At 73.4% G+C, this 12558-nt stretch carries 10 protein-coding genes and 1 pseudogene; 2 read left to right on the top strand and 9 right to left on the bottom strand.

Annotated elements, in window-relative coordinates; translation table 11 throughout:
- Positions 1-6 precede the first annotated feature (6 nt).
- The gene (gene hppD, locus ACH4LD_RS00460) at positions 7-1155 is read right to left on the bottom strand and encodes a 4-hydroxyphenylpyruvate dioxygenase (protein ID WP_398053035.1); all 1149 of its coding nucleotides are present in this window, start codon (positions 1153-1155) and stop codon (positions 7-9) included.
- A gap of 122 nt (positions 1156-1277) precedes the next feature.
- Between hppD and ACH4LD_RS00455 the strand changes: the two genes are divergently transcribed.
- Positions 1278-1757 carry an Lrp/AsnC family transcriptional regulator gene (locus ACH4LD_RS00455; protein ID WP_103810120.1) on the top strand — a complete coding sequence of 160 codons (480 nt, stop codon included), beginning with the start codon at positions 1278-1280 and terminating at the stop codon, positions 1755-1757.
- Between the two features lie 12 nt (positions 1758-1769).
- Here ACH4LD_RS00455 and ACH4LD_RS00450 read toward each other — a convergent pair whose 3' ends face one another.
- The 4 genes and pseudogenes from ACH4LD_RS00450 to ACH4LD_RS00435 form a co-directional block, all read right to left on the bottom strand.
- Positions 1770-2561 carry a S16 family serine protease gene (locus tag ACH4LD_RS00450; protein ID WP_398053034.1) on the bottom strand — a complete coding sequence of 264 codons (792 nt, stop codon included), beginning with the start codon at positions 2559-2561 and terminating at the stop codon, positions 1770-1772.
- Between the two features lie 171 nt (positions 2562-2732).
- Positions 2733-2930 (bottom strand): annotated as a pseudogene (locus ACH4LD_RS00445) (EF-hand domain-containing protein); the annotation flags it as partial.
- 11 nt (positions 2931-2941) lie between these two features.
- A complete protein-coding gene (gene menC / locus ACH4LD_RS00440) occupies positions 2942-4054 on the bottom strand; it encodes an o-succinylbenzoate synthase (RefSeq protein ID WP_398053033.1) in 1113 nt (370 codons plus the stop codon).
- Entirely contained in the window at positions 4051-4797 is a 747-nt protein-coding gene (locus ACH4LD_RS00435) for a chorismate synthase (RefSeq protein ID WP_398053032.1), read from the bottom strand. Before ACH4LD_RS00435 ends, menC begins: the two co-directional genes overlap by 4 nt.
- A gap of 102 nt (positions 4798-4899) precedes the next feature.
- Here ACH4LD_RS00435 and ACH4LD_RS00430 point away from each other — a divergent pair, with 102 nt between their 5' ends.
- On the top strand, positions 4900-6468 hold the full coding sequence (locus ACH4LD_RS00430; RefSeq protein ID WP_398053031.1) for a PucR family transcriptional regulator: 1569 nt from the start codon (positions 4900-4902) through the stop codon (positions 6466-6468).
- On the opposite strand, the gene dapE is transcribed toward ACH4LD_RS00430, so the two are convergent.
- The 4 genes from dapE to ACH4LD_RS00410 form a co-directional block, all read right to left on the bottom strand.
- Entirely contained in the window at positions 6359-7504 is a 1146-nt protein-coding gene (gene dapE, locus ACH4LD_RS00425) for a succinyl-diaminopimelate desuccinylase (protein WP_398053030.1), read from the bottom strand. The two genes, ACH4LD_RS00430 and dapE, sit on opposite strands and share 110 nt — an antisense overlap.
- Positions 7501-8880: an amino acid permease gene (locus ACH4LD_RS00420; protein ID WP_398053590.1), complete on the bottom strand. Its 1380-nt coding sequence runs from the start codon at positions 8878-8880 to the stop codon at positions 7501-7503. The genes dapE and ACH4LD_RS00420 overlap by 4 nt, the downstream gene beginning before the upstream one ends.
- 298 nt (positions 8881-9178) lie before the next feature.
- Positions 9179-9820, bottom strand: a complete 642-nt coding sequence (locus ACH4LD_RS00415; protein ID WP_103810113.1) for an IclR family transcriptional regulator — start codon at positions 9818-9820, stop codon at positions 9179-9181.
- 764 nt (positions 9821-10584) lie between these two features.
- The gene (locus tag ACH4LD_RS00410; protein WP_398053029.1) at positions 10585-12384 is read right to left on the bottom strand and encodes a DEAD/DEAH box helicase; all 1800 of its coding nucleotides are present in this window, start codon (positions 12382-12384) and stop codon (positions 10585-10587) included.
- Positions 12385-12558 lie beyond the last annotated feature (174 nt).

Raw genomic sequence — 12558 nt, 5'->3', positions numbered from 1 at the left:
GCGCCGTTACAGGTTGCCCCGCTTCTCCTGCTCGCGTTCGATCGCCTCGAACAGCGCCTTGAAGTTGCCCTTGCCGAAGCCCATGGAGCCGTGCCGCTCGATGAGCTCGAAGAACACGGTCGGGCGGTCCTGGACGGGCTTGGTGAAGATCTGGAGCAGGTAGCCGTCCTCGTCGCGGTCGGCGAGGATCTTCAGCTCGCGCAGGGTCTCGATGGGTACGCGGGTGTCGCCGACCCACTCGCCGAGGGTGTCGTAGTAGGAGTCGGGGGTGTCGAGGAACTCGACGCCGGCCGCGCGCATGGTGCGGACGGTCTGCACGATGTCGTTGGTGTTGAGCGCGATGTGCTGGACGCCGGCGCCGCCGTAGAACTCCAGGTACTCGTCGATCTGGGACTTCTTCTTGGCGATGGCGGGCTCGTTGATCGGGAACTTGACCTTGAGGGTGCCGTCCGCGACCACCTTCGACATCAGCGCGCTGTACTCGGTGGCGATGTCGTCGCCCACGAACTCCTTCATGTTCGTGAAGCCCATGACCTTGTTGTAGAAGGCCACCCACTCGTTCATCCGGCCGAGTTCGACGTTGCCGACGCAGTGGTCGATGGCCTGGAAGACGCGGTGGGCGGGCGGCTCGACGATCGGCTGGGCGGCGGTGTAGCCGGGCAGGTAGGGGCCGTCGTAGCCGGTGCGCTCGACCAGGGTGTGCCGGGTCTCGCCGTAGGTGGCGACGGCGGCGAGGACGACCGTGCCGTGCTCGTCCTTCAGCTCGTACGGCTCGGCGACGCTCTTCGCGCCCTGCTCGACGGCGTACGCGTACGCGGCGCGCGCGTCCGGGACCTCGATGGCCAGGTCGATGACGCCGTCGCCGTGTGCGGCCACGTGCTGGGCGAGGAAGTGGCCCCAGGTGCTGCTCGGCTTGATCACGGAGGTGAAGACGAAGCGGGCGGAGCCGCTCTCCAGCACGTAACTGGCGGTCTCGCGGCTGCCGTTCTCCGGTCCGGAGTAGGCGACCAGCCGCATGCCGAAGGCGGTGGAGTAGTAGTGCGCCGCCTGCTTGGCGTTGCCCACGGCGAAGACGACCGCGTCCATTCCCTTGACCGGGAAGGGGTCGTCCTGCCGGGCGGTCGTGTCGGGAGTGAGGTCTGTGGTCTGCGTCATAGCGGAAGGGTGGCTCTGCTCTGCAAGGTGCGCAATAGTTCGCGCCATCGCTGGGCAATCTGCCCAGTGGTATGACCGCCCCGGCGGTGTTTCTGTACAGGATGACCATCTCAGGGGGTCCCGTGGCGATCGATCATCTGGACGGGCGCATCATCGTGCTGCTGGCCCGGGAACCGCGCATCGGGGTGCTGGAGATGTCCCGGCGGCTGGGTGTGGCGCGCGGGACCGTGCAGGCGCGCCTGGACCGGCTCCAGTCGAACGGGGTCATCCGCGGCTTCGGCCCGCAGGTGGACCCGGCGGCCCTGGGCTACCCGGTCACCGCGTTCGCCACCCTCCAGATCAGGCAGGGCCAGGGCGCCGACGTACGGGCGCACCTGGCGACCGTGCCGGAGGTGCTGGAGCTGCTGACCACCACCGGCAGCGGGGACATGCTGTGCCGGCTGGTGGCCCGCTCGAACGCCGATCTGCAGCGGGTGATCGACCTGGTCGTCGGCTTCGACGGCATCGTCCGGGCCTCCACGGCGATCGTCATGGAGAACCCCGTCCCGCTACGGATCATCCCGCTGGTGGAGCAGGCGGCGGCGGACGCCGAACGGTCGTAGGCGGCCCGGGGATCAACAGCTCGGGACCGGGCCCTTGCCCTTCTCCAGCGCCACCAGGGAGTCGACAGCGCCCTTGAGTGTGGTCACCGGGACCAGTCGCAGCCCCTTCGGCAGCTCCGCCTTGGCGTCGGCGCACTCCGCCTTCGGCACCAGGAAGACGGTGGCCCCGTCCCGGCGCGCGGCCTGGGTCTTCAGGGCCACCCCGCCGACCGCGCCCACCTTGCCGGCCGGGTCGATCGTGCCGGTGCCGGCGATGACGCGGCCCCCCGTGAGGTCGCCGCCGCTGCCGTCACCGTCCAGCTTGTCGACGATCCCGAGGGAGAACAGCAGCCCCGCGCTGGGCCCGCCCACGTCGGCGAGCTTCAGCGTGACCTTCACCTTGCCGGCGCCGAGGCCGAGGTACTTCAGCGCCGCCTGGGTCGCCGCGTCCTGGGACTGCCGCATCTGTGCCTCGTTGTGCTGCTCGATCTCCTTGACGGTGTCGCCGCTCGGGTAGACCGAGTCGCGCGGCAGCACCGCGCGGTCGGTGCGGAACCAGCTGTCGACCACGTCACCGAGCCTCACCCGGGCGTCCGGACCGGTCGCCTCGATCGTGGTCATCCGAAGCTGCCCGCTGGTCCTGCGGGTCTCCGCCCCCGAGACCGTGATCACCGGGGTGCCCTGGTTCCGCCCGAGCACGTTCGCCGTCATGCCGGGCTGCGCCACCGAGAACGGCAGCGGCGCGAACGCCGCCGTGGCGAGCAGGGCCACCACGGGCAGCGCGCAGACGGCGAGGGCCTGGGGGCGTGTGAGACGTGAGAGCACGAGTTCAATCTAACGTGACGGCCACGTGCGCCTTCTGCCGCGTGCGGGTCCATGTGCGGAGGCACCCGTCCGCGTACGGTCCCGGTCTGCCGCGTACGGGCCCCGCCACGCCGCTGGGGATCGAGGACCTGCCGGGACGGCGGTGGTTTCAGCCGTCGGGGACCGCGGCCGTTATTCGGGGACCGTGAAGTAGCGCGCGAACGCCGGTACGATCTCCGCCTCGCCGATCCTGCCGTCACCGTCGGTGTCGAGGGCGGCGGTGGCCTGGCGGGCGGTCTCCTCCGGGACGTGGAACACGCGCAGCACGCGCGCGGTGTCGGCGGTGCCGAGCCGGCCGTCGGCGTCCGTGTCGGCCACCGCCAGGGCCGCCGCCGGTCCCCTCACGCCCGGTACAGGTCCCGTCGCGCCCGCGTGAACCGGCGCAGCGCGTCCGGCAGGGGTGTGACGCCGATGCCGGGGCCGTCCGGGACGGGCAGATGGCCGTCCGCGTCGAGGACGAACGGCTCGGTGATGTCCTCCGCGAAGTAGCGGCTGGACGCCGAGGTGTCCCCGGGCAGGGTGAAGCCGGGCAGCGCGGCCAGGGCGAGGTTGGGCGCGCGGCCGATGCCGGTCTCCAGCATGCCGCCGCACCACACCGGCACGCCGTGCGCGTGGGCCACGTCGTGGACCCGGCGGGCCTCCAGGTAGCCGCCGACCCGGGCGGGCTTGACGTTGACCACCCGGCAGGCGTCCAGGGCGATGGCGGACGCGGTGTCCCGGGCGTGGTGCAGGGACTCGTCGAGGCAGACCGGGGTGCGCAGCCGCTTCTGGAGCTGGGCGTGGGCGTGCAGGTTGTTCTCCTCCAGCGGCTCCTCGACGAGCAGCAGCCCGAACGCGTCGAGCCGCCGCAGGTGCTCGGCGTCGGCGAGGGTGTAGGCGGTGTTGGCGTCGACCTGGAGGGGGAGGTCGTCGCCGAAGCGCTCGCGGACCGCCCGCACCGGTTCGACGTCCCAGCCGGGCTCGATCTTCAGCTTGATGCGGACGTACCCCTCGGCGAGGTACCGCTCGACATCGTCCAGCAGCTCGGGCACCGAGTTCTTGATGCCGACGGAGACCCCGGCGGGCACCCGGTCCCGCACCGCGCCCAGGTAGGTGGCGAGCGGCATGCCGTGGCCGCGCAGCTCGGCGTCGAGCACGGCCGTCTCCAGGGTCGCCTTCGCCAGCTCGTGGCCCTTGACCTTCGCCATGGCGGGGGCCAGCGCGGCCGTGGTGAGCCGCGGGAGCGCGGCCACGCGGGGCAGCAGGAAGTCGCGCAGCACGATCTCGGCGCCGGCGACGAACTCCGAGCAGTACAGCGGCTCGGGGTCGGCGGCGAACTCCGACCAGCCCTCGGCCGTGTCGGTGACCACGCGCAGCAGGAAGGTGTCCTTCGCCGTCATGGTCCCGAAGGAGGTGCGGAACGGGGTGACCAGCGGGATCGCCACATGGACGATCTCCACGCGCTCCAGCTTCACGCGGCCTCCTCCGTCCCGGTCAGCGTGTACCAGCCGTCGCGGGACATCCCGGTGGCCCGGAACCCCTCCACGAAGGCCTCCAGGAACACCTCGCGCACCGCGTGCCGCCAGCGCAGCGCCAGGGCGGGATCGGCGGCGCGCAGCGCGACGACGTCCTGAGGGACCCGGCACCAGAGGTGCCGTCCGGCGCGCCGGACGAGCGGCCCGCCGTCGGGGGCGCTGCGCAGGACGGGCCCGTGCGGCTCGGGGTCGTACGACGGCCCCTCCGCCGTCAGGTCCCAGGTGACCGTCAGCCGGTCGCTCTCGTCGCCGTCGTTCACGCCGTCGGTCATGGGGCCGTAGAAGTCGACCAGGTACTCGGTGCCGACGGCACCGAGCTTGACCAGGTTGAAGCGGGCGTTGCGGCCGACCAGCGGGTCGAAGGTCCAGCGCATGGTGCGGGCGCCGTGGGCGAGCGCCCAGTCCCGCTGGGCCAGCTTCAGCCGGTGCCCGAGACCGCGCTCGGCTGCGGCCACCAGCGAGTACGTGCTCCGGTCCGGGCCGAGCACGGCGACGGACGCCCCGGCGAGCCGCTGCCCGTCGTGGGCGGCGTGCACGGCGCCGCCGGCGTGCACCAGGCTGTGCAGGACCTCGGCCGGGTAGGGCGGGGCGGTGCGGGGTGTCCGCCAGACGTCGCTGAAGTGGTCGGCGACGGCGGCGAGCCCGGCGACGTCGTGGACGGTACGGATGGTGGCTCCTGTCATGGGACGAGTCTCGGAGGCACCGGCGGCGCATGTGTTGTGCGAGCGGCCAAGGCACGCGTACGTTCGTTGCACCATCCGCCAACCGGCAAGCTGAGGACCCTCATGGACGCCTGCACCCTCGGCGACCTCCTGGACGTCGTCGGCGCCCCCGCGCTGCGCCTGCACACCGCCCCCGCCGGGCTGACCGCACCGGTCACCGAGGCGGTCCTGTACGACGGCCGCACCCCTCTGCCCCGGCTGCCCGGCGCGCTGCTGCTGGCGGTCGGGGTGCCGGCGGCGGAGGCGGGACCGCTGCTGGGGGCGGCGGCGGAGGCCGGGCTGACCGGGGTGGTGGTGCGCGGCGCGGACGGGCCGGTGGCGGCGGCGCGGGAGCACGGCGTGGCCCTGCTGTCGGTCGCCGAGGACGCGGCCTGGCACCGGGTCCATCTGCTGCTGGCCTCGGCCGTCGCCGCCCGGCCCGCCGTCCTCGCCGCCGACGCCGGGGCGGGCGACAGCGGGCTCGGCGATCTGTTCGCGCTGGCCGACGCCATCGCGACGGCGACCGGCGGGGCCACCGCCATCGAGGACCCGCGCCAGCGGATCCTCGCCTACTCCACGGTCCCCGGCCAGCCCGTGGACGAGGACCGCCGGCAGGGCATCCTCGGCCGGCAGGTGCCGGCCAGCGCCGAGAACACCGAGCAGTACCGGCGGCTGTTCGCCGCCGACCGGCCGGTGCGGCTGCCCGCGCTGACCGGCAGCGGCCTGCCCCGGCTGGCGATGCCGGTACGGGCCGGCGGGGAGACCCTGGGCTCGGTGTGGGTGATCGACGGCGGCTCGCTCGCCCCGGACGCCGAGGCCACCCTCGCCCAGGGCGCGTCCACCGCCGCGCTGCTCCTGCTGCGCGCCCGGGCGGCCCGGGAGCTGGCCCGGCACCGGGGCGGCGACCTGCTGCGCCGGCTCCTGGACGGCACGGCGGACGACCCGGCCACGGCCGCCGCCCGGCTCGGCGTCGACGGCCCGGCCCGGGTGGCGGCCTTCGTCCTGGACTCCGCCGCGAGCGTCCCGGACGCCGAACGCACCGCACTGCGCCTGCTGGACGTCGTACGCCTCCAGTGCGAGGCCCGCTACGGCCGGCACGCGTGCGTCCTGCTGGACGGGGTGGTGTACGCGGTGCTGCCCGGGCCGGGCGAGCGGCACCGGGCGCTCGCCGAGGACATCGTGGCGCGGGCCGGGCAGGCGCTGCGGGTGCCGGTCCGGGCGGCGCTCGGCGAGCTGGTGCCGGGCGCGGACGGGCTCACGGACTCGCGGGCGGACGCCGACCTGGTGCTGCGGGTGCTGGACGCGGACCTGCCGGTGGCCGTGGTGGACGAGGTGCGGGCCCGGGTGACGCTGCTGCGGCTGGCCGAAGTGATGCGGGAGCGCCGGGATTTGAGCGCGGGCGCGTGGCGGCGGGTGCTGGCCTACGACGCCGGGCACGGCACCGAGTACGCGCGCACGCTGGTCTGCTGGTTCGACGCGGGCTGCGACATGGCCGGCGCGGCAAGACTGCTGGCCGTGCACCCCAACACCTGCCGCTACCGCCTCAAGCAGCTCCAGCAGCACGCCGGGGTCGACCTGGACGACCCCGACGAACGGCTGGTGCTGTGGCTCCAGTTGCGGACGCTGGCCGGGATCGGCGCAGCCACGCCCTGAGCCGGGCCTCGCACCGCTCCAGGTGCGCCACGGGCACGTACTCCCCCGCCGTGTGCGCGAGCGACGGGTCGCCGGGGCCGTAGTTGAGCGCGGGCACCCCGAGCGCGGCGAACCGGGCCACGTCCGTCCACCCCAGCTTGGCCCGGGGTTCGGCCCCGAGGGCGGCGACGAGCGGCCCCACCCGGTCCAGGTGCGGCAGCGCCCCGCCGACCACCTCGGTGACCCGCACCTCGTACTCCGGGAAGAACCCCCGCACGTACGCCTCCGCCTCCTGCGGGGAACGGCTGGGAGCGAAACGGCAGTTGACCGTCACGACGCACTCGTCGGGTACGACGTTCCCGGCGACCCCGGCGTGTACGGCGACCGCGCTGAGCCCTTCCCGGAACTCCAGCCCGTCGATCACGACCCGCTCCGGGACGTGTGCGTCGAGCCGCTGGAGCACCTGCCCCGCCTTGTGCGCGGCGTTGGTGCCCTGCCAGGCGCGGGCGGTGTGCGCGCGGGCGCCCCTGACCACGATGTCGGCGGTCAGGATGCCCTGGCAGCCGGCCTCGACACCGGCGTCCGAGGGCTCCATGAGGATCGCGAGGCCGGCCTCCTCCAGCAGCCCCGGCCGGGCGGCGGCGATCCGGCCGAGCCCGTTGCGCTCCCCCTCGACCTCCTCGCACTCGTAGAAGACGTAGGTGAGATCGCGGGCGGGCTCCGGCACGGTGGCCGCGAGCCGCAGCGCGACGGCCACGCCGCCCTTCATGTCACAGGCGCCGAGCCCGTGGACCCGCCCGTCGGCGAGCCGGGAGGGCAGGTTTCCGGCGGCCGGCACGGTGTCCATGTGCCCCGCGATCAGGGCCCGCTCGCCGCGTCCGAGGCCGGTGCGGGCGACGACGGAGTTGCCGACCCGGTCCACGGCGAGGTGCGGCAGGCCGCGCAGGGCGTGTTCGACGGCGTCGGCGATCCCCTCCTCCTCCCCGCTCTCGGAGGGCAGGTCCACGAGGGCACGGGTGAGGGTGACGACGTCGGCGGTGAGGTCGAGGGCGGTCATGCGGGGTCTTCCCGGGTCTGGGCGAGCTTGGAGTGCCGGATGCCGTAGAGGCCGTAGACGACGAGCCCGGCCGCCAGCCACGCGCCGAACGCGATCCAGGTGTCGGCGCCCAGGCTGCACAGCATGTAGCCGCAGAAGACGACGCCGAGCAGGGGCGTGACCGGGGAGAACGGCACCCGGAAGGAGCGGGGCGCGCCGGGGTCGCGCCGGCGCAGCAGCACCACCGCCAGGTTGACCAGCATGAACGCGAAGAGCGTGCCGATGCTGGTGGCGTCGGCGAGGCTGCCGAGCGGGACGAGGGCGGCGAGGACGGCGATGAAGCCGGAGACGATGACGGTGCCCGCGCGGGGCACTCCGGTGCGCGGGTGCACCTTGGCGAACAGCGGCGGCACGAGTCCGTCCCGGGCCATGGCGAACAGGATGCGGATCTGCCCGTACTGCACGGTGAGCACGACGCTGGTGGTCGCGACGACGGCCCCGACGGACAGCAGGACCGGCCACAGGCTGCCGCCGCCGACGGACCGCACGAGCACCTCGCTCAGCGTCGCCTCGGTCCCCGCGAACTCCCGCCAGGGCATCGCGCCGAGCGCGGCGACGGCGACGAGGACGTACAGGGTGGTGACGAGGACGAGCGACAGGATGATCGCGCGCGGCAGGTCCCGCTGCGGATTCCGTGCCTCCTCACCCGCCGTGGAGGCGGCGTCGAACCCGATGTAGGAGAAGAAGAGGGAGGCCGCTCCGGCGCTCATGCCGGCCGCGCCGAGCGGGAACAGGGGCCGGAAGTTGCCGGCCCGGAAGGCGGTGAAGGCGACGGCGCAGAACAGCAGCAGAGCCGCGATCTTGACGGCGACCATGACGGTGTTGGCGACGGCGCTCTCCTTGGCGCCGCGCAGCAGGACCACCATGGCGAGGACGACGATGAGGGCGGCCGGGACGTTGAGCACACCACCGGCGCCGGGCGGCGCGCTGAGGGACGCGGGCAGGGAGACGCCGAGGGTGAGCTCCAGCAACTCGTTGACGTACTGCCCCCAGCCCACGGCGACGGCGGCGACCGACACCCCGTACTCCAGGATCAGACACCAGCCGCAGACCCAGGCGACCAGCTCGCCGAGGGTGGCGTAGGCGTAGCTGTACGACGACCCCGAACCGGGGATCATGCCGGCCAGCTCCGCGTACGACAGCGCGGAGAACAGGGCGGTGACGCCGGCCAGCACGAAGGAGACGACGACGGCGGGCCCGGCCTGCGGCACGGCCTGCCCCAGCACCACGAAGATGCCGGTCCCCAGGGTGGCGCCCACGCTGAGCAGGGTGAGCTGGGCGACGCCCATCGTCCGCTTCAGCGGGCTCCCGGCGGCCTCGCCGACGAGGGTTCCCATGGTCTGCCGCCGGGTGAGCCTGCCCGCCGTACGTCCTGTCCGCCGACCTGGTGCGGCGACCGTCCCCACTCTGTCCACCGTGCCGTTCCCTCCGCCTCAAGGTTGCCTGGCCCTTGATGATGCGGAGGGGCGGGCGCCGGGGGGTGTGCGGATCGGCCAAAGGTTGGCGTGCGGGGTTGGAGGGGCGGCCAAGGGTCGTGGCCGGATGCGGGCTGGTCGGGGCTGTTCACGGGGGGCTGCTCGCGTGGTTCCCCGCGCCCCTTTCGGGGCGCTGCGATGCCGTCGGCCGCCTGGGAACTCAGCGCAGCGCTTCCGCGACCTCTCTCGCCGCCTCCACCACGCGCGCGCCCACCCGTTCCGGCACGGCGTCCGCGAGCATCACCACGCCCACACTGCCCTCGACCCCCGTCACCCCGACCAGGGGCGCGGCGGCCCCGCTCGCCCCCGCCTCCAGCTCCCCGTGCGTGAGCGTGTACCCGGGATCGGAGGACGGCGACTGCCGCGCGGAGAGGATCGCCTTGCCGGCCGCACCCCGGTCCAGCGGATGCCGGAACCCGGCCCGGTAGGCCACGTGGTAGTCCGTCCAGGTGGGCTCCACCACCGCGACGGCCAGCGCCTCGGACCCGTCCACGAGCGTGAGGTGCGCCGTCGCCCCGATGTCCTCCGCGAGCGACCGCAACGCGGGCAGCGCGGCCTCCCTCACCAGCGGATGCACCTGCCGGCCGAGCCGCAGCACGCCGAGTCCGACCCGGGCTCGCCCGCCCAGATCACGCCGTACGAGCGCGTGCTGCTCCAGCGTCGCGAGCAACCGGTACACCACGGTGCGGTTCACGCCCAGTTTGGTGGACAACTCGGTGACGGTCAGCCCGTGGTCCGTGTCGGCCAGCAGCTTGAGGACGCGCAGTCCCCGGTCGAGCGTCTGAGAGGTCTCCGCGGTCACGACGCCCACTCCTTTGGCGGTGAGGTCGGCAGCCCCTGTCCGGCGGATGCGTCACCGAGTCCCGTCGGCGACGCGCTTCAGAGGCCGCCGATCGGCAGGACGGCCCGGCGGCTCCCGGGCCGAGTCGCTTCACGGCTGCGCTCCGCGGCGGCGCTGCCACGGGGCGTGTGCGTAGCCGGACAGTAGCGAAGCCGGTTCGCTCAGCGGAAGTCTTCGTCCAGAATCCGGGCAAGCCCAGATCCGGCCTGCCTCCATTCGTCCGGATACGCACGCACGAAGACACGGCACTTCCCCACCCCGAATCCCCCGAGCCGCGTGGCGAAGCGCCCGCACGCCCCTCTCACCCACCTGAGCCCCGCACCCGCCGGGGGGCCGGGGCGAAGCCCCGAACGGGAACCTCTCACCTACCCGAGTCCCCCACCGACCCGGGGGCCGGGGGAAGCCCCTGAACGGCGGCCTCTCACCGACCCGAGCCGCCCGCCCACCCGGGGAGGCGGGGGAAAGCCCCGCACAGCGCCCCCATCCACCCAAGCCACACCCACCCGGGGCAGGGGTAGAGACCCCGCACGCCCTCTCACCCACCCGATTCCCGCGCCCACCCGAGCCCAGGGGCGGAGCCCCGAGCGGGAACCTCTCACCCACCCGAGCCCCCAGCCGGGGTCCGGGGCGGAGCCCCTGGGCGGTGCCCCTGGGCGGTGCCCTCCCGGCGGACCGAGTCGGGTGGGCGGGTGGGCAAAGGCCGTCCGCCAAAGCCCAGCGCAGCGTCACCGCATGCGGGTGGCCCACTCCCGAACCTTCTCGATCCGCTGCCGCAACTGCCCCGCCGTGGCCTCCGCGCTCGGCGGCCCCCCGCACACCCGCCGCAGCTCGGTGTGGATCACCCCGTGCGGCTTGCCGCTCTGGTGGACGTACGCGCCGACCAGCGTGTTCAGCTGCTTCCGCAGCTCCATCAGCTCCTTGTGCGTGACCACCGGCCGCCGCTCGGCCGGCAGTTCCAGCAGGTCGGCCTCGGTGTCCGGCTTCTTACGGCTGTGCGCGATCTGCCGGGCCTGCCGCTTCTGCAACAGCAACTGCACCTGCTCGGGCTCCAGCAGCCCCGGAATCCCCAGGTAGTCCTGTTCCTCCTCACTACCGGGGTGCGCCTGCATGCCGAACTCGGCGCCGTCGTACAGCACCCGGTCGAACACGGCGTCGGACTCCAGCGCCTCGAACGGCAGCATGTCCTGCTCGCCGGTGTCCTCGTCCTGCTGCTTGTTCGCCTCCTCCATCTCCTTCTCGGATTCGGCGTACGGGTCCTCCTCGCCCTCCTTCTTCGGCTTGTCGAGGGCGTGGTCCCGTTCCTTCTCCATCTCGTTGGCGAAGGTCAGCAGGTCGGGCACGGTCGGCAGGAACACGGACGCGGTCTCGCCGCGCCGCCGGGACCGCACGAAGCGCCCGACGGCCTGCGCGAAGAACAACGGCGTCGAGATCGTCGTCGCGTACACGCCCACCGCGAGCCGCGGCACGTCGACCCCCTCGGACACCATCCGCACGGCGACCATCCACCGGTCGTCGCTCGCGCTGAACTCGTCGATCCTCTTCGACGCCCCGGCGTCGTCCGACAGCACGAGCGTCGCCTTCGTCCCGGTGATCTCCCGGATGAGCTTGGCGTACGCGCGCGCGGAGTCCTGGTCGGAGGCGATGACGAGCGCGCCCGCGTCCGGGATGGCCTTGCGGACCTCGGTCAGCCGCTGGTCGGCGGCGCGCAGCACGCTCGGCATCCAGTCGCCGCGCGGGTCGAGGGCCGTACGCCAGGCCTGGCTGATCGCGTCCTTGGTCATCGGCTCGCCGAGCCGGGCCGCGACCTCGTCACCGGCCTTGGTCCGCCAGCGCATGTTGCCGCTGTAGGAGAGGAAGATCACCGGCCGGACGACCCCGTCCGACAACGCCGACCCGTAGCCATACGTGTAGTCGGCGGCGGACCGCCGGATCCCGTCCGCCCCCTCCTCGTAGGTCACGAAGGGGATGGGGTTGGTGTCGGACCGGAACGGCGTACCGGTCAGCGCGAGGCGCCGCGTCGCCGGCTCGAATGCCTCCAGGCACGCCTCGCCCCAGGACTTGGAGTCACCGGCGTGGTGGATCTCGTCCAGGATCACCAGCGTCTTGCGCTGCTCGACCCGGTTGCGGTGCAGCATCGGCCGGACCCCGACACCGGCGTACGTCACGGCCACGCCGTCGTACTCCCTGCCGAGCGGGCCCGCGCTGTACTCGGGGTCGAGCTTGATCCCTATCCGGCCCGCGGCCTCGGCCCACTGCTTCTTCAGGTGCTCGGTGGGCGCGACCACGGTCACCTGCTGTACGACGTGGTGGTGCAGCAGCCAGGAGGCGAGCGTCAGCGCGAAGGTCGTCTTGCCGGCGCCGGGCGTGGCGACGGCGAGGAAGTCACGCGGCTGCTCCTGGATGTACTTCTCCATCGCCCCCTGCTGCCAGGCGCGCAGCTTGCTGGCGGTACCCCAGGGGGCCCGGCCCGGGAAGGCGGGCGAGAGGTGGTGGGAGGAAGCGGACGAGGCGGCGGTGGTAGTCACGGTCTCCGAGCGGGGTAGGGCGGCTACGTATGACAACCGGGCCACCCTACCGGCGCCGCCCTCCGCTCAACGCGCGGACGACCCCGGGTCGCCCACGGGTGGGAGCGACGTCACAACACCCCCGAAGGCCCCACCGCGCTCACCGGCCCACCACAGTCACCGCACCCCACCACA

Source organism: Streptomyces sp. NPDC017676, from assembly GCF_044329325.1.
GTDB lineage: Bacteria > Actinomycetota > Actinomycetes > Streptomycetales > Streptomycetaceae > Streptomyces.
This window is presented reverse-complemented; position numbering and strand designations above follow the sequence as displayed.